The organism is Arthrobacter globiformis, assembly GCF_030818015.1.
GTDB classification, from domain to species: Bacteria; Actinomycetota; Actinomycetes; order Actinomycetales; family Micrococcaceae; genus Arthrobacter; species Arthrobacter globiformis_C.
This window is the reverse complement of record NZ_JAUSZX010000001.1, coordinates 404,583-423,034: the sequence shown is the minus strand read 5'-3', so window position 1 is coordinate 423,034 and position 18,452 is coordinate 404,583. Positions and strand designations below refer to the sequence as shown.

General features: G+C 66.6%; 20 protein-coding genes and 1 pseudogene. 8 read left to right on the top strand and 13 right to left on the bottom strand.

Translation table 11 applies throughout. The features are described 5' to 3' along the window. Positions 1 to 93: 93 nt before the first annotated feature. Together QFZ23_RS02005 and QFZ23_RS02000 are read right to left on the bottom strand one after the other, a co-directional pair. Complete coding sequence (locus QFZ23_RS02005) at positions 94 to 420, bottom strand: PepSY domain-containing protein (protein ID WP_306920280.1); 327 nt, start codon at positions 418 to 420, stop codon at positions 94 to 96. Positions 421 to 574: 154 nt separating this feature from the next. After that, entirely contained in the window at positions 575 to 778 is a 204-nt protein-coding gene (locus QFZ23_RS02000) for a hypothetical protein (protein WP_306920279.1), read from the bottom strand. Positions 779 to 792: 14 nt separating this feature from the next. Here QFZ23_RS02000 and QFZ23_RS01995 point away from each other — a divergent pair. The 3 genes and pseudogenes from QFZ23_RS01995 to QFZ23_RS01985 form a co-directional block, all read left to right on the top strand. Next, positions 793 to 1,023 (top strand): annotated as a pseudogene (locus QFZ23_RS01995) (carbohydrate ABC transporter permease); the annotation flags it as partial. Positions 1,024 to 1,088: 65 nt separating this feature from the next. Further along, complete coding sequence (locus QFZ23_RS01990) at positions 1,089 to 1,214, top strand: hypothetical protein (RefSeq protein ID WP_306926979.1); 126 nt, start codon at positions 1,089 to 1,091, stop codon at positions 1,212 to 1,214. A gap of 20 nt (positions 1,215 to 1,234) precedes the next feature. Continuing rightward, on the top strand, positions 1,235 to 1,702 hold the full coding sequence (locus QFZ23_RS01985) for an NUDIX domain-containing protein (RefSeq protein WP_306920278.1): 468 nt from the start codon (positions 1,235 to 1,237) through the stop codon (positions 1,700 to 1,702). A gap of 43 nt (positions 1,703 to 1,745) precedes the next feature. Here the strand turns inward: QFZ23_RS01985 and QFZ23_RS01980 are convergent, their stop codons facing one another. From QFZ23_RS01980 to QFZ23_RS01965, 4 genes are all read right to left on the bottom strand, one after another. After that, positions 1,746 to 2,642, bottom strand: a complete 897-nt coding sequence (locus QFZ23_RS01980) for an NAD(P)-dependent oxidoreductase (RefSeq protein WP_373427837.1) — start codon at positions 2,640 to 2,642, stop codon at positions 1,746 to 1,748. Positions 2,643 to 2,656: 14 nt separating this feature from the next. Beyond that, the gene (locus QFZ23_RS01975; RefSeq protein ID WP_306920276.1) at positions 2,657 to 4,576 is read right to left on the bottom strand and encodes a TRAP transporter large permease; all 1,920 of its coding nucleotides are present in this window, start codon (positions 4,574 to 4,576) and stop codon (positions 2,657 to 2,659) included. Between the two features lie 97 nt (positions 4,577 to 4,673). Further along, the gene (locus QFZ23_RS01970) at positions 4,674 to 5,696 is read right to left on the bottom strand and encodes a DctP family TRAP transporter solute-binding subunit (RefSeq protein WP_306920275.1); all 1,023 of its coding nucleotides are present in this window, start codon (positions 5,694 to 5,696) and stop codon (positions 4,674 to 4,676) included. A gap of 90 nt (positions 5,697 to 5,786) precedes the next feature. After that, positions 5,787 to 7,139, bottom strand: a complete 1,353-nt coding sequence (locus tag QFZ23_RS01965) for an NAD(P)H-dependent oxidoreductase (protein WP_306920274.1) — start codon at positions 7,137 to 7,139, stop codon at positions 5,787 to 5,789. 206 nt (positions 7,140 to 7,345) lie between these two features. Between QFZ23_RS01965 and QFZ23_RS01960 the strand changes: the two genes are divergently transcribed. Then, positions 7,346 to 8,395, top strand: coding sequence for a LacI family DNA-binding transcriptional regulator (locus QFZ23_RS01960; protein WP_306920273.1), 1,050 nt, complete (start codon positions 7,346 to 7,348; stop codon positions 8,393 to 8,395). Between the two features lie 13 nt (positions 8,396 to 8,408). Continuing rightward, the gene (locus tag QFZ23_RS01955; protein WP_306920272.1) at positions 8,409 to 8,720 is read left to right on the top strand and encodes a putative quinol monooxygenase; all 312 of its coding nucleotides are present in this window, start codon (positions 8,409 to 8,411) and stop codon (positions 8,718 to 8,720) included. A gap of 32 nt (positions 8,721 to 8,752) precedes the next feature. On the opposite strand, the gene QFZ23_RS01950 is transcribed toward QFZ23_RS01955, so the two are convergent. After that, complete coding sequence (locus QFZ23_RS01950; protein ID WP_306920271.1) at positions 8,753 to 9,757, bottom strand: LacI family DNA-binding transcriptional regulator; 1,005 nt, start codon at positions 9,755 to 9,757, stop codon at positions 8,753 to 8,755. Between the two features lie 143 nt (positions 9,758 to 9,900). On the opposite strand from QFZ23_RS01950, the gene QFZ23_RS01945 reads away from it, so the two are divergent. Together QFZ23_RS01945 and QFZ23_RS01940 are read left to right on the top strand one after the other, a co-directional pair. Next, on the top strand, positions 9,901 to 11,079 hold the full coding sequence (locus QFZ23_RS01945) for a Gfo/Idh/MocA family protein (protein WP_306920270.1): 1,179 nt from the start codon (positions 9,901 to 9,903) through the stop codon (positions 11,077 to 11,079). Further along, positions 11,076 to 12,092 (top strand): sugar phosphate isomerase/epimerase family protein, encoded by a 1,017-nt coding sequence (locus tag QFZ23_RS01940; protein WP_306920269.1) that lies wholly within the window; start codon positions 11,076 to 11,078, stop codon positions 12,090 to 12,092. The genes QFZ23_RS01945 and QFZ23_RS01940 overlap by 4 nt, the downstream gene beginning before the upstream one ends. Here QFZ23_RS01940 and QFZ23_RS01935 read toward each other — a convergent pair. From QFZ23_RS01935 to QFZ23_RS01910, 6 genes are all read right to left on the bottom strand, one after another. Further along, the gene (locus tag QFZ23_RS01935) at positions 12,089 to 12,619 is read right to left on the bottom strand and encodes a YbhB/YbcL family Raf kinase inhibitor-like protein (RefSeq protein WP_306920268.1); all 531 of its coding nucleotides are present in this window, start codon (positions 12,617 to 12,619) and stop codon (positions 12,089 to 12,091) included. The two genes, QFZ23_RS01940 and QFZ23_RS01935, sit on opposite strands and share 4 nt — an antisense overlap. A gap of 9 nt (positions 12,620 to 12,628) precedes the next feature. Continuing rightward, positions 12,629 to 13,594 carry a carbohydrate kinase family protein gene (locus QFZ23_RS01930; protein WP_306920267.1) on the bottom strand — a complete coding sequence of 322 codons (966 nt, stop codon included), beginning with the start codon at positions 13,592 to 13,594 and terminating at the stop codon, positions 12,629 to 12,631. Positions 13,595 to 13,646: 52 nt separating this feature from the next. Beyond that, complete coding sequence (locus QFZ23_RS01925) at positions 13,647 to 14,825, bottom strand: fatty acid desaturase family protein (protein ID WP_306920266.1); 1,179 nt, start codon at positions 14,823 to 14,825, stop codon at positions 13,647 to 13,649. Positions 14,826 to 14,839: 14 nt separating this feature from the next. Beyond that, positions 14,840 to 15,958 (bottom strand): ferredoxin reductase, encoded by a 1,119-nt coding sequence (locus QFZ23_RS01920; protein WP_306926613.1) that lies wholly within the window; start codon positions 15,956 to 15,958, stop codon positions 14,840 to 14,842. An 88-nt stretch (positions 15,959 to 16,046) separates the two neighbouring features. Further along, positions 16,047 to 16,169 (bottom strand): hypothetical protein, encoded by a 123-nt coding sequence (locus QFZ23_RS01915; RefSeq protein WP_306920265.1) that lies wholly within the window; start codon positions 16,167 to 16,169, stop codon positions 16,047 to 16,049. Positions 16,170 to 16,311: 142 nt separating this feature from the next. Beyond that, the gene (locus QFZ23_RS01910) at positions 16,312 to 17,133 is read right to left on the bottom strand and encodes an alpha/beta hydrolase (protein WP_306920264.1); all 822 of its coding nucleotides are present in this window, start codon (positions 17,131 to 17,133) and stop codon (positions 16,312 to 16,314) included. Between the two features lie 206 nt (positions 17,134 to 17,339). Between QFZ23_RS01910 and QFZ23_RS01905 the strand changes: the two genes are divergently transcribed. Further along, positions 17,340 to 18,446: a GTP pyrophosphokinase gene (locus QFZ23_RS01905; protein WP_306920263.1), complete on the top strand. Its 1,107-nt coding sequence runs from the start codon at positions 17,340 to 17,342 to the stop codon at positions 18,444 to 18,446. The last annotated feature ends 6 nt before the right edge of the window (positions 18,447 to 18,452 follow it).

Here is an 18,452-nt window from a genome sequence, read left to right as displayed (position 1 = left end):
ACGGGACTCGCAGACGCACCGGCAAATCAACAAGACTCCGACAGCCTCGTCCACCCCGGTAACAGCTGACCGACGTGGCTCTGCGTGCGCCGGTCAGTCGTCGGCGCCCTGGCTTAGCACCTGGAAGTTGGCGCCGATGTTGACTTCCACCTCGGACCCGTCGCTCTTCCGGATCTCCACTTCATAGGACGAACCAGCGCTGTCACCCCGCTCGACCTCCGTAACCTGCCCGGAGCCCACCTTGGCCATTGCGGCGTCGACTGCTTTGTCCCGATCGGCCTGGTTCAGCGGCTGCTGTGTGCCACCGGTCGTGGTCGTGTCGTCGTCGAAGGGGTTGACGGAAGCGGCTGCAACCGATGCACCTCCCAGAGCTACCGCAGCAACGGCGGCTCCAACAATCCAGGCTGTTCTCTTGCGCACGACAAACTCCTTTCGCATAGTTTTTTCCAGTGTCCCCCCGCTCAGGGGACGGGGCAAGGCGCGTTGATCTCGACAATCTCGATCAGCGGAACAAGCCCGATCCGCGGAAGGAAGCTCGGTGGAGCCCGCCCCCGGTCAGCGGGCGTCGCCGTCGTCATAAGCCTTGCCGCGCCAGGCGGGCAAAGTCGGAGATGAGCACCGACGGATCGTCTTTCCAGTATGCGAGGTACACGGAAATGGGCGGGGCGTCCCGGACAACCTTGTAGACCACACCGGGCCTCGGGTACTGCGTCGCCGTCGCCTCCGAGGACATCCCCATCGCCTGTCCGGTGGAGATCAGTGTCAGCCAGTCGTCCACTCCCTGAACGGGGCGGAGCAGGGCCGTACCGGATCTTCGGGCTGATCACGCTCCCGCTGTCACTGAACACCGTGGTAACAGTCGTACTGGTCAACAGCATCTTTATCTGGAACGACTTCATCTTCGCCAATACCTTCGTCCTGTCAGAGGAACTGAAGACGATTCCGCTGGGCCTGCAGAACTACATCGGCGCCATGGGCAAGGTCGACTGGACCGCAACCTTCGCCGCCGTCTGCGTCACCGTCGTCCGCTGGAAAACGCGCACCCCGAGGGCGCGTTCAAGCGCCGCGACCGACCGACCGGAACAATCGTGCTGGGACAGTTCCTCGTATTCCACGAGTGGCTGGGCATGGCGGTCATCGTCGCCACGAACGTGGCGGCCATTCTGCTCGCCGGACGCGGCACCCGCCGGTCTTTGCCGGCATCCCGGGGGTAGCCTTGGGGCAGGAGGGCAACATGGCTGTCAGGAGTGCAGGCCTTCTGCTGTATCGGCAGAACAGCGGGGCGGAAGTGGAAGTGTGGATCGCCCACATGGGCGGGCCCTTCTGGGAGCGCAAGGACGAGCGCGCCTGGTCGATTCCCAAGGGCGAGTACCTTGAGGAGGAGGATCCGCTCGCGGCCGCGCAGCGTGAGTTCGCGGAGGAAATGGGCGTCCCGGCGCCTTCCGCGGACTATGTGCTGCTCGGCACGTTCCGGCAGCCCTCAGGCAAGCTCATCACCGCATTCACGGCCGAATCCGCCTTCGCTCCCGAGAAAATCCTGAGCAACACGTTTCCGCTGGAGTGGCCCAAGGGGTCCGGGTCGGTCCAGCACTTCCCCGAGATTGACCGCGCCGAGTGGATCAGCGAACCCGTAGCCCGCACCAAGCTGGTCAAAGGCCAGCTGCCGATTCTCGACGCGCTGCTCGAGCACCTCAGAGCATGACGCCCGTGAGATCCACGTACCTGCGCACCACACCCGGCCGCCGTTACCCTGACCGCCCCAGGACCGTCCGGTAGATCCCGGTGTGGTCCAGGTCGCCGTCGCCTGCCTCCACCATGAGCTCAAAGGCACCGCGGACGCTGGCGGAGACCGGCAGCTCCAGCCCGGCGTCCTTGGCGATCTCGGCGATGAAGTTCAGGTCCTTCAGCTGGTTTTTCGCGGAGCCGCCGCCTTCGAAGTCCCCGTCGATCCAGCGCTGCCCCTTTTGCCGGAGCACCTCCGAATTCGCCAGCCCGCCCGCCAGAATGGACTGCACCTTCTCAGGGTCAAGACCGGTGGCAGTGGCGACAGCCATCGCCTCGGCCAGGGCCGTGACCGTGGCGGACACCACGATCTGGTTGCAGGCCTTGGCCGTGGACCCTGCACCGGCTTCGCCGAACCAGACGACCGTGGAACTGTAGAGCGCGAAGAGCGGCAGGAGGCGCCGCACGGTGTCGCGCGGCCCTCCGGCCATGGTGCTCAGCCGGCCTTCCTCGGCTCCGATGGTTCCGCCGCTAAGCGGCGCGTCCACCACCGTCACCCCGTGCCGGTCCTTGCAGTCCCCGGCGAACCGAGCCACTGCCACCGGGGACACTGTTCCGTGGATGACCAGGACCGGTTCCTCGATGCCGGCCGCCTTCCACCCGGCCAGCAGTCCGTCCTCGCCGGGCAGCAGGCTGGCGACTTGCGGCAGGTCCGGCAGGACGGTCAGGACGACGCCGGCCGCAGCCTCCGCCGGTGTGCCGGCCACCCGTCCCCCGCCGATGGCCCTCGCCTTTTCCGCGGTGCGGTTCCAGATCGTGAGCGGAACGCCGGCGGCCAGGATGTTCCTGGCGATCGGGGCGCCCATCGGGCCGGTGCCCAGCAGGGCAACGGACATCAATTCGTTCTGTGTGTCTGTCACTGTGCTCATGTTCGTTAGAAGGGAATGAGTCCGGCCATGGCAGGCAGGAAGGTGCTGAACCACGGAACGGCGGCAAGCACCAGCAGCCCGATGAAGACGGCGATGAGGTACGGCCAGAAATGCTTGAGGCTCTTTTCCACGGTCTCGAGTCCGGTTGCGCAGGCAACGTAGAAGCCGACGCCGGCCGGCGGGGCGAATGAACCGATGCCCATGGAAATGATCAGGACCATGGCGTACTGCACCGGGTTGACGCCGAATTCGGTGGCGATGGGCAGAAGCAGCGGCGCGAAGATCAGAACGGCGGGCAGGCCCTCCAGCAGCTGGCCCATGATGATCAGCAGCACCACGGTGAACAGCATGAAGAGAATGGGTGAGTCGCCCAGACCGGACATGAGGTCGTGAATCTGCTGGGAGACACCGGCGAGGGCAAGAGTCTGGGCCAGCGGCGACGCGGCAGCGATGATGAACAGAACCATGCCCGCCGTCGTCGTTGTTTCCCGCAGCGTATCGCCCAGCAGCCGCTTGCTGCCGCGCCGGTAGGCGGCGGCAAGGACGAAGGCATAGGCGACGGCGACCGAGGACACCTCGGTGGGGGTGGCGAAGCCACTCAGGATGCCCACCACCATGCCTACCGGAAGCAGCAGCGTCGGGATGGCGAAGAACGTGGCGGAACCGCGGGCACGCCAGGTTGCCTTGGGGCTGGCGACGCCGCCCTGCTTCCTGGCGCGGAAGAAGACGAGCGCCATGACGACCAGGGCCAGGAAGGCGGCCGGAACGAAGCCGGCGAGGAACAGTGTGGTGGTGGAGATCGTGGTGATGGAGCCCATGATGAGCAGGACGATGCTCGGCGGGATGGTCTCACCCATGATGGCCGAGGCGGACAGCACCGCCACCACCTCGCCGCGCGGGTACTTTCGTTCCTCGAGCATGCCGCGCATGGTGGTGCCTACGGCCGCGACGTCCGCGACCTTGGACCCGGAGATGCCGGAGAAGATGTACATGGTCACGACGACCACCTGGAGCAGACCGCCCCGAAGGTGGCCGATGAGCGCGTCCACCAGCTTGGCGAGTGGCAGGGTCAGGCCGGCGGAGTTCATGACGGTTCCGGCGAGGATGAAGAACGGGATGGCCAGCAGCACGAAGCCCTTGGCCCCGGAGGCCATGCCGATCGGGATGGCGCTGACCTCGGAGATGCCGCCGAGATAGAGGTAAATGCCGGAAGCCAATGCGAGGACGAAAGCGATGGGCAGGCCGAGGAACAGCAGGGCGAACAGGGCAACCAGGACCACGCCGAGCAGGAGGTTGGGTGAGGCGTAGTAGAACAGCGGCTGGGACAGGACAACGACGGCGGCCAGGACTGCGGTGATCCCGGCCCCGACCAGGACGGCGCGGCGCGGTTGGCGCCAGAGTTTCAGGACGGCGAACCAGGCGATGAGCACCATGCCGATTGAGAAGGGCAGCGACACCCAGAAGACCGGCAGCTGGAGGATCGGTGTTTTTTCCTCGAGCTGCTGGACGAGGGTGGGAACGAAGAGCGCAAAGGCACCCGCACTCATGACGAAGACGAGGCAGTCGACGACGGCCGCCAGGTAGGGCTTCCAGTTGGCCGGGAGCCGCATGATCAGGGCCTGGACGGCCATGTGCGCGCCCTTGGGATAGGCGATTGCACCGCCGATGAAGGCGATGGTCAGGAGCGCGATTTCCGACACTTCCTGGGTCCAGAGCACAGAATCACCCGTGACGACCCTGACCGTGATGTTCAGCAGGATCACGACGAGCTCTGCGAGGATCGCCGCGCCTACGGTCCATTCCAGGGCCTTGTCCAGCCAGATGGCCCCGCTCCAGCGCGGTGCGACGTGCCCGTGGTGGAGAATCTCTTCCGCATCAGACGGAAGGACCTCTTCGAGTTCCTGGGGGGCGAGTGTATGTTCCATGTTCTTCCAGACTGTCAACGTTGAGAGCGGGATGCGGAGTGCGGGGATGCTTGCTGAGGGCCGGAGCGCCGGACTGCGCTCCGGCCCTCAAAGGGTTTTACTTGGCTGCGGCAATCGCCTGGTCGAAGAATTCCTTGCCGATCAGCTTCGAGAAGTCCGGGTAGAGGCTCTTGGAAATGGCCTTGAACTGCTCGAGTCCGGCGGCGGTGGGCTCATTGGCCTTCATGCCCTTGGCGGTAAGCTCGGCCAGCTGCTTCTCTGACTGCTCGGCGTCGTACTCGGTCTTGAAGGTGGCCGTCTCGGCCGAGGCGTCCGTCAGGACCTTCTTCTGGTCCTCGGTGAGGGAATCCCACTTCTTCGATGACAGGGCAAGGACCCAGGCGTCATTGATGTGGTGCGTCAGCGAGACGTACTTCTGGACCTCGGAGAACTTGTTGGTCCACGGCACCTCGATCGGGTTTTCCTGCCCGTCGATGGTTCCGGTCTGCAGGCCGGTGAAGACCTCGGAGAACGCCATGGTGGTGGGGCTGGCGCCCAGCTTGCCGAAGAAGTCGGTCCACAGCGGGTTCCCGGGAACGCGGATCTTCAGGCCCTTGAGGTCCGACGGCTGCTCGATGGGCCGTTCGGAGTTGGTGATCTGGCGGCCGGTTCTGGTAAGGAAGGACAGCGCGACGGTGTTCTTCTCCTTGAGCTTTTCCTTCAGGACGTCGCCGGGCTTGCCGGCCAGGAACGCCGCCTCTTCCTTCGTGTCATCAAAGAGGTAGGGGATGCTTATGGCGTTCATCTCGGGCACCACGGACGCGTAAACCGACGTCGACAGGATCAGCGCGTCCAGCGAGCCGCCCTGCAGCCTCGTGACGGCAGCGTTCTGGTCCCCGCTGAAGCTCGTTCCGTTCGGTACCACCGTGACAACCACGGAGCCGTTGGAGGTCTTCTTCACCTGGTCGGCGAAGTGCTGGGCGGAGACTCCCACCGAGGAGGTCAGCGGGTCCGGGATGGACAGCTGGATCTTGGCCACCGGGGCGCCGCCGCCCGGAGCCCCGGAAGCGCATCCGGCGAGGAGGGTGGCGGCGAGGGTGGTGGCCAGCACTCCGGTGAGGGCGCGGGTCTTCGTGTTCATGTGGTGCCTTTCTTCATTGGAAGGAGTCTTTCCGGCAGGCGCGGGATGACAGGGATCCCGCGCCTCGCCCGGAGGGGGTAATGCGGGTAATCAGGCGCTCAGGGCGGCTTCCGAGACGAGCGCTTCGGTCTCGCGGCGCAGCTCGAGGGCCTGGGACAGCGAGTCGTCCATGATGACGTCTTCCCACCGCACAGTTGCGCCCTTGGCGATGTCGGAACGCAGCTCGACGTGGTGGGCGAGGGCTACCGGCAGGGCGCCAATTTCCACCGAGTGCTTGGCCGAGACGAGCTTGCCCCACACCGTGAAGCCGCCTTCGCCGTCGAGGAATTCGCCAGCCTTGAGGTCCTTCTTCGCCGTCGCAACGACGTCGCCGAAGAACCCGACCGGGGAACCGGTCGCGATGCCGCGAAGGGCTGCGTTGGCGATGGACATGTTCAGTTCGAGACCCACGTAGTGGTACGGGCGGTACAAGGCTGCGTACTGGCCGGTGGGGTCCGGGTGCCAGGGGTATTCGTTGAAGCAGCCGGAGACGTAGCCGTTGGTTGCCTTGACGACGACGAACACGCCCTCCTGGGTGTTGTGGCTGATCCAGCTTCCGTCGCGGTTGACGCTGGACATGACGTCAACGCTTCCTTCGTGGGCGAGGGCGCCGCCGACGTCGGCAGGGCGGCAGATCGTGGCGATTTCCTCCACGTCGCCCGGCGTAAAGCTCAGGCCGTTGTCAGAGGGGGTCAGGCCCGCGCCGTTGGCGACAGCGGCCATTTCGATGGAGGCCTTGGTGCCGTCACGGAAGGAGGTGTGCATGTACGGGTTGAGTTGGCCGGAGTCGGTGAGCTCCTTGGAGAACTCCCAGTTATCCCAGACGTTGTCCGGGTTCATCTCGTGGTAGTGCTCGAGGTACTTGGCGCCCTTGCCGGCGCAGACGACGTCAAAGCCGCTGGTCCGGGCCCAGTCCACCAGTTCCATGATGAGGGCCGGCTGGTCGCCGTACGCCATGGAATAGACGACGCCGGCTTCTTCCGCACGCTTGGCGAGGGCCGGACCGGCCAGGGCGTCGGCCTCGACCGTGACCATGATGATGTGCTTCTTGGTTTCGATGGCGCGGAGCGCGTGCTTCACGCCGACGATCGGGTTGCCGGTGGCTTCAACGATGACGTCGATGTCGACGTCGAACAGCTCGTCCGCGTTTGCCACGATGGTGGTGGAGCGGTTTTCCAGCGCGGTGGCGATGTCCGGGGCGATCTGGTGCTGGGGCCATCCGACCAGCTCGAAGGCACCTTCTGCCCGCTTCACATTGATGTCAGCGATGGCAACAACGTGGATGCCCGGGATGTTGTTTGCCTGGGCAAGGTACATGGTGCCGTACCGGCCGGCACCGATGAGTCCGACGCGGATCGGGCGGCCCTGGTTCTCGCGGTCGCTAAGAAGCTTGTGAAGGTTCATGGGGATCTCTCTGATTGATGTCTGACCGAAGAGAGATGGCCGTCCACCTTGTGGTGGAGCAAACCTCTTCGTCGCACTGTTTGTGATCTGGGTTAGCAGAAGCTGTGATCTGGGTTACCGAGTGGAACCGGTTCCACTTTTGTACCAGTCAGTGTTACGCTGTGTCAACAGATGTCGGTGAACCCCACCGGCCGCAAGGAGGAGCATTGAAGAAGGCGCCCACTATCCGCGACGTGGCGGCAGCGGCGGGGGTCTCCGTATCCGTGGTGTCGCGGGTGCTGAACCCGGACTCCGGCCCCGTCGCGCCGGCCAAGCGCGAACAGGTACTGAACGTCATCAGTGAACTCGGTTACCGCCCCCGTGCTGCGGCGCGTGAGCTCAGCGCCGGCCACGCCCTCACCGTCGGCCTGGTGGTCACGGACCTTGCCAACCCGTTTTTCGCCCAGCTGGCGGACCGCGTGGTGTGGGAGGCCCGCAGCCACGGCGTGCAGGTGGTGGTCATGACCACCCAGGAGGACCCGCACCTTGAGGCCGAATCCCTGGACACGCTTCTTGACCGCTCGGTGGGTGGCGTTATTGCCACCCCAACGGGCGGAAACGTCGAGAAATGGGACCGCCTGCGGGACCTCGGGGTCAACGTTGTTTTCGTTGACCGCGCCATTGCGGAGCTTGGCGACGTCGACGTCGTCAGCATCGAAAACTCCGACTCGGCCCGGCGCGCAACCGACCACCTCCTCGCCCTCGGCCACGAGCGGATCGCCCTGATAACGGGCCCGGCAAGCACCTCCACCGGGCGTTCACGGATCGGCGGCTACCGGGCCGCCCACGAAAGCGTCTCCATCCCGGTCGATCCCATGCTGGTCAGGGATGTGCCTTTCCGCGGGGACGGCGGGGGCGACGCCGTCGGGTCCCTTCTGGCACTCGCGGATCCACCCACCGGACTCATCGTCGCCAACACGGCCCAGGTGCAAAGCTCCGTCCGCCGCCTCGTGCAGATGGGCGTGCGCATACCCGAGGACCTCTCGGTTATCGTCTTTGACGACAATCCGTGGACCGAACTGACGAATCCCCCGCTCAGCGTGATCCGGCAGCCCATCGGCATGCTCGCGGTGCACTCGCTTGAACTCGTCCTCGGACGCATGCAGGGCAGGCTCCCCGCCGGCGCCAGGACCATAGAAGTCAAGGCGGATTTCGTGCCGCGCAGCAGTTGCGCGCCTCTGATTCGCTCCGTCACCAGCAAGTCCGCAACCAGGTAAGGAAAAGGAAACCATGACTGTAGTTGTCACCGCCATGTTCACGCCCAAGGAGGGTGCCTTCGACGACGTCGTGGCAGCCCTCAACCCCGCCATCGCGGAGGTTCACGAGGAGCCGGGCTGCCTTCTGTACGCCATCCACGAAGCCCCGAACGGCCAGATCGTCATGATCGAAAAGTGGGAAAGCGCCGAGCTCCTCGATGCCCACGGCGACGGCGACGCCGTCAAGCGCCTGAACGCCTCGCTTGAGGGACTCCTTGAGGAACCGGTGGAGGTGACCCGGCTGGCCGCGATCCCCGCGGGCACCAGCGCGCAGGGCGCACTCTGATTTGAAGAACGACGGCCCCTCGCCTGAGCATGTCAGGCGGGGGGCGCCGTGGAGCCCCTGACCACCAGTTCCGGGTCCACGAGCTTCGTCTGGACGGGCAGGTCCGGATCCTTCATGCGGTCCAGCAGGGCCCTCGCAGCCCCTGCACCCACCTCGCCGTTGCGGCCGTCGACGGTGGTCAGGCGCAGCAGGTTCGCCGACGCGAGCGGCGAATTGTCGTAGCCGATCAGGGAAAGATCCTCCGGTATCCGGCGCCCCCGGTCCCGTGCCGCGGCCGCCACGCCCATCGCCATCACGTCATTAGCCGCAAAAATCGCCGTGAGCGCGGGGTTTTGGTCAAGCAGCTTCAGGGCGCCCTCGTAGCCGTCCGGCTCCATCGTCAGCCCGTGGCCCTGCACGGTGTGCGGCTGCAGGCCATGGTCGCGCATCGCGGCCTCAAACCCCTGCGCCCGCAGACGGGCGGCGCCGCCCCCACCGGTCACGTGCCCGATGTCCCTGTGCCCCAGCCCGATCAAATGCTCAGTGGCCAGGCGGCCGCCTGCCTCGTCGTCATTGGCGACAATGTCCGCCCCCGGGACAACGACGTCGCGGTTGCCCGCCACCACCGCAGGAACGTCGACGGCGGCGAACATCTCCTCCGTGGGCTCGGTCGCGATCACGATGCCGTCCACCCGCAAAGACATGAGGCCGTCCACCGGCGTCCGGTCCAGGTGGGCGTTGAAGGACGGGTCGGCGACGGCCACCCGGAAGCCGAGAGGGGCGAGTTCATCGTGCAGCCCGCCCAGCAGGCTGACGAACCAAAGGTTCCGGTAGTCGTCCAGTACGACGCCTATGGTCCGGGACCGGTTTCCGGCGAGGGTCGCTGCCGCCCGGCTGGGGCGGTAGTTCAGCCGTTCGATGGCTTCCTCGACGGCGGCCCGGCGCGCAGCTGAGACGCCGGGCGCACCGCGCAGGACCAACGAGACCAGGGACTTTGATACCCCGGCCGCGGAGGCAACGTCATAAATGTTCGGGCGTTTGCCGGTCTCCTGGGTCACTCTGCAATTGTCACCCATCAGCCGACCGTTAGGGATATTGACAGGACAAAGTTCCACCCCTATCGTGTTTGTGGAGCGCTCCATTTTGCGTCACACGTCACAGCGGCTGAGTCCCGCAAAGCCCGTTTCAAAGGAGAAAACCAATGCCCAAAGATCTCGGCGTCGCCGTCATCGGGGCGGGCATGGCCGGCAAGGCTCACGCCGCCGCCTTCCGCACCGCATCCGCCCTCTACAACCCCGTCCTGCCGCCGATCCGGCTGGTCTCCATTGGAGACGTGAACCCGGAGTTCGGTTCCCTCGCCGCACGGCGCTTCGGTTACGAGCGCAACGACACCTCATGGCAGGCCATCGCCGAAGCCGATGACATCGACGTCGTCAGTGTTGTCATCGCCAACTCCCTGCACCGGGAGGTGGTGGAGGGCCTCCTCGCCGCCGGCAAGCACGTGCTGTGCGAGAAGCCGCTGAGCGACACCCTGGAAGACGCGCGGGCCATGGCCGACGCCGCCCGCAACGCCTCCTCAATCGCCCGCATCGGGTTCACCTTCCGCCGCGCCCCGGGCATCGCCTACATCCGCGAGCTCATCCGGAACGGGACCCTGGGCAAGGTGCTGCACTTCAGCGGCCGCTACTGGACGGACTACGGCTTCAGCCCGGAGGCCCCCATGAGCTGGCGCTACAAGGGCGGTCCCGGCTCCGGTGCGCTGGCCGACGTCGGAAGCCACCTGGCCTATGTCTCCGAATTCCTTTGCGGCGACATCAAGTCCATCAGCGGCGGCCGCCTCAGCACGGCCATCGACAAGCGGCCCCTGCCGCTAGCGGCCGTCATCGGACACGACCACGCCGCCGTCAGCGACACCTTCGAAGCCGTGGAGAACGACGACTACGCAGCCTTCTCCGCCGAGTTCGAAAACGGCGCCGGCAGCCTCGAAGTGTCCCGCGTTGCAGCCGGGCACGCCAATAGCCTCAACTTCGAGGTCTTCTGCGAGAACGGCTCCGCCAAGTTCGACCAGCGCCGCCCCGGCGAGGTCCAGCTGTTCCTCAACGACGGCTCCGGCCACGAGAGCGGCTACCGCCAGGTCAGCCTCGGCCCGGGCCACCCCTACATTGCCGGCGGCCTGGCCATGGACGCCCCCGAGGTCGGTTTCGGCCAGAACGACGCGTTCGCCTACCAGTCACGCGCGTTCCTCGAAGAAGTCGCCGGCCTCAGCGAAGAGGAGTCCCTGCCGCGCTGCGCCACCTTCGACGACGGCGTCCGGAACATGGAACTGCTCGCCGCCGTCACTGAATCCGCCCTGAACAACGGAAAGAAGATCACGCTATGAAGCTCGGCGTCTACAACGCAATCCTGCACGACCGCCCGCTGCCCGAGGCCCTGAAGGTCGTCGCCGACCTGGGCCTCACGGGCATCGAAATCAACTCCGGCGGGTTCCTGCCCGCCGTGCACATCCCCACCTTCGATGACATCCTCGAAAGCGACGCCGGCCGCGATGACTACCTGGCGATCTTCGAGGGCACCGGTGTCTCCATCGCCGGGCTGAACTGCAACGGCAACCCGCTGCATCCCAACCGCGCGATCGGGGACAAGCACGCCGAGGACATCCGCCGCTCCATCCGCCTGGCCCACCGCCTCGGGCAAAACCGCGTGGTCACCATGTCCGGCCTGCCCGGCGGGGAACCCGGCGCCACCGTGCCGAACTGGATCGTCAACGCCTGGAACTCCGCGGCGCTGGACGTCCTGGACTACCAGTGGGGCGTCGCCGCCGAGTTCTGGAAGGAAACCGACCGGCTTGCCGCCGACCTCGACGTCAAGGTCGCCCTGGAACTGCACCCGCAGAACCTCGTCTTCAACCCGGCCGACGTGTACAAGCTCGTCGAACTGACCGGCGCCACCCACGTGGGCGTCGAACTCGACGCCTCCCACCTGTTCTGGCAGCAGATGGACCCGGTGGCCGTGGTCCGCGAACTCGGCCCGCTGGTCTTCCACGCTGCGGCCAAGGACGTGCGCGTCAACAAGGAAACAGCCGCCATCTACGGCGTCCTGGACAACCGCTTCCGCCGCCTGTCCCCCGAGGAGAACCGCACCAACCTCGGCGGCGACGAGTGGGCCAACGAATGGCCCAAGCCCGCCGCCTGGGACTTCGTCGCCCTCGGCAAAGGCCACGACACCGCCTACTGGACCGAGTTCCTGCGCGCCCTCCACGAAGTCGACCCCGACATGCTCGTCAACATCGAACACGAAGACACCGAGCTCGGCCGCATCGAGGGCCTCGAAGTCGCAGCCAAGGTCCTGAAGGAAGCGGACGCAGCCCTGGCCGCCTCGCTGGTCAGCCCCTAGCGCTGGTAGACGCCGGTCAGCGTGGCCGTGCCCAGCAGATGCCGGGCGAGTTCGGCACCCAGCTCCGCAGGCTTCGCACCTGTCCCGCCAGGCAGCTCCTCGACATCCAGCGCGTAGGCCGTGACGATGTAGCGGTGCCGGCCGTGCCCCGGCGGCGGGGCCGCCCCCAGGTAGCCGCGGAAGCCGGCGTCGTTCTTCAGCTGCACGGCGCCGGGCGGGGGCTGCGGGCCGCCCTCGGCCCCGGCGCCCTCCGCCAGGGAGGTGGTGTCCGCGGGGATGTTGAGGACCGCCCAGTGCCAGAACCCACCGGCGCCCGGCGCGTCCGGATCAAACACGGTCACCACGTAGCTCCTGGTCCCGTCCGGCGCCCCGCTCCAGCTCAGCTGCGGGGACACGTCGGCGCCGCCGGCGTGCATCCTGCCGCTGCGCTGCGGCGGCGGCAGGGTCCCGCCATCCTCGAAGGACCGGCTGGTGAGTCCGAACGTGGGGACGTCCGGCAGGTTTGAAAACGGGCCCGGCGATGTCATGGCTGCTCCTCAGGTGGTGGGAACTTCGGCTTCCTCGGCTGCTGCTTCGACGCGGTTGAGCTCCGCCCGGGTGGGCGGATTGGCGCCTGCACGGGACACGGTCACTGCCGCGGCGCGGGAGGCGTGGGCCAGGAGCGCTCTGAGCCCCTCTGCGGGGAGCGCGCGCAGGTCAGCCCGGTTCTGGGCGCCGTCCAGACCGCGGTCCACCACGCCGGAAAGCAGCGCCGCCATGAAGGAATCCCCAGCGCCAACGGTGTCCGCCACCTCCACGCGGGGTGCGGCAAACTCGGCCTCGCCCGCGGCGGTGATCCCCCAGGGCCCGGCCCCGCCGCGCGTCACCACCACGACGGCCGGCCCTTCGGCACCGCCAAGCTTCAGCCAGCGGCGCGCCGACTCCAGCGGGTCAACGCCGGGGTAGAGCCAGGCGAGGTCCTCGTCGGAGGCCTTGACGACGTCCGATAGGGTCACGAACTTTTCCGCCTGCCGGCGGGCGTAATCGGCGTCCGCGATGATGCTGGGACGGCAGTTGGGATCAAAACTGATGGTCGACGCCGGGTGGGCATGTTCGACGGCGGCCAGCACCTCCGCGGCCCCGGGCTCCAGCATGGTGGCGATGGAGCCGGTGTGGAGCAGCGTGGTTCCCTGCAGCATGAACGGCAGCCGTTCCGCTAGCCCCGGGAGCTCCCAGGTGAGGTCGAACGTGTAAGTGGCGGCGCCGTCGTCGTCCACCAGTGCCGTGGCCACGCTGGTGGGCAGCCCGTCCGGGGCCTGCGGGAGCATGACGGAACTCGCCCTCAGGTGGGCAGCCACCGACTCCCCGTACGCGTCCCGGCCGTACCGGCCGACGAACTGCACCGGGTGCCCCAGGCGGGCGAGCCCGACGGCGACGTTGAGCGGGCTGCCGCCCACATGGGCTTCGATTCCGGAGCTGCGCTGGACCACGTCAACGAGGCCCTCGCCGATAACAGTGAGCATGGTCATACTCTGCCAGAGAACGCCGCCCGGCGCTCGGGTACCCTGCAGTTGGCTAGGCCTTCTTTCCCGGCAGTGCGAGCTTGAAGACCTTCGCCCAGGAGGATCCCACCTGTTTCAGCAGCGGCCCGGTGGTGTACGGCAGGCCGTAGCGCCGGCAGATTTCCTGGACCTTCGGGGCCACTTCCCCGTACCTGTTGGACGGCAGGTCCGGGAACAGGTGGTGCTCGATCTGGTGGGACAGGTTTCCGGTCATGATGTGCATGAACTTGGAACCGGAAATGTTGGCGGAGCCAATCATCTGCCGGACATACCAGTCGCCGCGGGTCTCGCCCTCGACCATTTCCTCCGTGAAGGTATCCGTGCCTTCGGGGAAGTGGCCGCAGAAGATCACTGCGTGCGCCCACACGTTGCGGACGGCATTGGCGGTGAGCGTTCCGAAGAGGGCCTGCTTGCCCGATCCGGTGAGCATGGCCACTGCCGGGGTGGCGGCGTAGTCCTTGGTGAACTGCTTGAGCGCCTTGATGCCCAGCGCCTTGAGGTCCCGGACCATGGCCTCCTTGCTCTTCTTGCCCTCCTTGTAGTCGACGATTTCCAGGTCGTAGACCGCGATGCCCCATTCGAAAATGGGGGCGAGGATGGCGTTGTACAGCGGATTGCCCAGGGCGCGGGGGGTCCAGGGCTGATCCTCGTCCATGCGCAGCAGGTTGTATCCGACGTCGTTGTCCTTGCCCACCACGTTGGTCCAGCGGTGGTGCAGGTCATTGTGGGTGTGCTGCCACGAACGTGCCGGGGTCACGAAGTCCCACTCCCACGTGGTGGAGTGGATGTCCGGATCGCGCATCCAGTCCCACTGGCCGTGGAGGATGTTGTGGCCGATCTCCATGTTTTCCAGGATCTTGGCAAGGCTGAGCAGGCTGGTGCCGGTGACCCAGGCTGCCTTGTTGCGGCCCATCAGCAGCGCCGCCCTGCCGGAGATCTCCAGCCCGCGCTGGATCTTGATGACCCGGCGGATGTAGGCGGCGTCGGAGGCTCCACGCTTGGCCAGGATCTCGTCCTTGATGGCGTCCAGTTCCCGGCCGAGTTCTGCCACCTGCTCGTCGGTAAGGTGCGCCGCGGCGGGCGGGCGCACGGCCGGCCGGCCGGAGGTGGCCAGGGCCCCCGGCCGCGGTTTCGTGACAGGCGTGTCGGTGGACGTCGTAGTCGCGGCTGTGCGATCGGATATTGCAGTCATGCTTGTGATGCTCCTCAGATGTCGAGGTTAACGGGCCCGGCAGCTGCCGAAACGCACGTCTGGATTAGTTGGCCCGGTTCACCGTGGACTTCGCCGGTGCGCAGGTCCCGGACCTGCCCTGCACGCAGGGGCAGCAGGCAGCTGTGGCAGATGCCCATGCGGCAGCCGCTGGGCATGAGGACGCCGGCGTCTTCGCCCACGTCAAGAAGGGGGGTGTTGCCGTCGGCCTCCACCTCCCGGTCGGAGGCCTCAAAGGTGACCAGACCGCCGTCGTGCCCCTCACCGCCCAGCAGGCTGGTGTTGAAGCGTTCGATGATGAGGTTGACGGGGTCCGCCGCGAAGGGCCCGGTGGCCCCGTCTATGCGGGCGGATTTGGGGTCCTTGGGATGGGCGGCCGCTTCGGCGGCCCACAGGGCTTCGGCGTCGTCGAGGAACCCTTCCGGGCCGCAGGCGTAGGCAGCGCGGCGGCGCCAGTCGGGGCACAGGCTGTCCAGCCCGGCGGCCGAGCCGAAGTCCATCCGGCCGCGCTCCCCCGTGTACCAGTGCGTAACGCGGAAGTTGGGGAACTGGTCCGCGAGCTCGGAAAGTTCCTCGCGAAAAATACTGTCCTCCGGCCTGCGGGCGGAGTGGACCAGCACCACATCGGCGTCGGGGCGGTGCGGCACGAGCGTGCGGACCATGGACATCACAGGGGTGATGCCGCTGCCGGCCGTGAGCATCAGAAGCGGCCGGGGACGTTCGGGAAGGACAAAGTCGCCCTGCGGCGGCGCCAGGAACAGGACGTCCCCGGGCCGGGTATTGCGGACCAGGACGCCGGACACGGCACCCACGTCACTCACGGTAATGGCGGGATCCTCCCCTGCCGGGGCGCTGAGCGAGTAGGAGCGCCAGTGCCGGACGCCGTCGAGCTCTACGCCGATGCGCGCCCACTGGCCGGCTTTATGGGCCTTCCAGCCGCGGCCGGGCCGGAAATGGATGGTGGCTGAATCCGCCGTTTCGGGAACCACCTTGGTGACCACACCACGCAGTTGCCGAGTGGAGAACACCGGGTCAAAGAGCGCGAGAATATCCTCCGGGGCGAGAGGAGTGGTCAGGACAGACGCGGCGCGTGCCAGCTTGCGAAGCCGGATCATGCTATCCACCGCATGATGGGTTCACCCATGTGTATCTCCTAGTGAAACCCGGGATCGTAATATATAAAAGTACCTCAGTCCGCACTTACTAGAGTCCTCCATGCCGGCGCCGGTAGCAACCGGAGCCCGCTTCGGCGTGGTATTCACCGGCGGGATCTCCTTGGCGACGCGTGAGCGTGCAGCCCATGGCGATGGCAGTGAGTTCAGACAAGGCAATGTCCCTCCGTTGTGGCGTCTGCGGCATTCGCGTTTGATGATAAGCATACTTACCGACGGAGTGCATAGGGAAGCTCAGCCCATAGCAGTGCAAACGAACAGACGCCGCGGGAGTTCCCGCACTAACGCCGTAGAGCCTAGAGCAGCAGCAGCTCCTGCACCAGCTCGCGGCACTTTCGGTACGACGGGGCCTTCGGGTCGATCAGCGCGAAGTGGTCGCCGGGGACCCTGACCACCTGGACTGGGGCTCCGGCTGCGCGGGCGGCCGTGGCGTAGGCCTCGGACTGGCTCACCGGCACGGTGTCGTCCTCGAGCCCGTGGACCGCATAGACCGGGATGGTAAGCGGCACGGCGCTCATCGGATCGGCGTACTTGTGGCGCTTGGGGTACCTCTCGGCGGACCCGCCCAGAAAGTTGCTGACGGCACCGTTGCTGAGGTCGTGCCACTCCGCCTGCGCGAGGTTGAGCAGCCCGGACTGACTGACGACGCCGGTCAGGTGGACGGCCTCGCCGTTGAGGTTCCTGGCGACCTGCCGGTCGGCGTCGGGCGCGCCGAGTGCTGCAAGCCGGTCCCGGCCGGCCGCCCAGACGGCTAGGTGCCCGCCGGCGGAGTGCCCCAGCGCCACCACACGGTTCAGGTCGAGGTCGTGCTCGCCGGCCACCTCACGGAGCTTGTCGATCCCGGCGAGGACATCCTCGAACGTCCGCGGCCACCCGCCGCCGTTGCCCGCCCGGCGGTACTCCAGGTTCCAGGCCACGATGCCGTGCGCCGCGAGGTCCTTCGCCAGCGGTTCGCCCAGTTCAGCCCCGTACTGCGAGCGCCAGTAGCCCCCGTGGATCACCACAACGATGCCGCGCGGCGATGGCGGCTTGCCGTTGCGTGACGCAGGTGTTTCCGGCAGGAAGAGCTCGCCCCACTGGCTGGGGTGGTCACCGTAGTGGTACTTCTGCCGCTTCACTGCATCCTCCTAGGATCCTTCGAACGGGGCGCCGGGCCCCTCCTTGCCGCCTCCCGCGCGCCCGGGGTCCGGGGTTGCAGGGCACAGCGGCGCACAACAGCCATGCTCCGAGCCTACATGGACGCCGCTTCCGTGGGGCGGAAGGGGCTGCAGTGGCGGGGGGTGTCACCGGCCCCGCTGTCGCACCGCCTTGATAGTTTGGAACCATGGCAAGCAACTGGGATCGCCTGGACGTCACTCAGCGCGACTCCGTGCAGGAAAACGTGGAGCTCTATGAGCGCGTCCGGCCTGCCCTGAAGCTTGTCACCCGGGAAGTCCTGCAGATACTGCGGACCATGCTCAAGGACACCGAGGTCACGCCGCTCTTCGTCACCGGCCGGACCAAGTCGGTGGATTCCTTCCGCGAGAAGATCTCCCGCACCGAGGAGCCGCTGGAGCCCGGCGGCCCAAGGCTCCTGAAGTTCCCGGACCCGTTCCGCACCCTCAACGACATGGTGGGCGTGCGCGTCATCACCAAGCTGCCGGCGGAGAACGCACTGGTGGCCAACCTGATCAAGCGCCAGCGCCACCTCTTCGACTGCCGCGGCGACCGCGAAAAGGACATCGGCTCCATCGAGTCCGGAACGTACGGCTACTCCAGCCGGCACCTGATCCTGCGCACCATCCAGAACGACGTCGTGAAGAACTACCAGCAGGTCTTCAACCCCGAAGTCCAGCCCAACGGCAGCTACTTCTTCGAATGCCAGATCCGCACCGTGTTCGCGCATGCCTGGAGCGAGATCGAGCACGACATCCGGTTCAAGGCCGAGGACCCGCGGGCCTGGACACCGCACTTCGACCGCCAGTTCACCGCCACCGCAGCCATGCTGGAGACCGTGGAGACCGCCTTCGCCGACCTGCATGAACGCTATGAGGAGGTCCGCAGCTACTGGGACGTGGACGGTGAGGGCGCGGCACAGCTCACCCCCAACCGCATCCGTGACGTCTGGCGCACCCTGCTCCCCCACGTAGACCGTAAGGTAGATGACGACTGGGGATGGGCGGCCGAACTCCTGGCGGCCCACGGACTCAAGCAGACCGTCCAGCTTGCTGGACTGCTCAGCGCCAACCGGATTACCGAGGTCCGGCGGGCCCTGGACCACCGCTACTCCCCCGGGCCGGACCGCCTGCTGGATGACCTCCTGCTGTGGCAGTACGGCACCAAACACATCGACCTCACCGCTGAGGCGCCCGACGCCGTTCCCCACCCGCGGCGCGACAGCCTCCTGCGGCGGCTGAAGCAGATCGAGCGCTACCGCCAGACCAAGAAATAGAGTTTC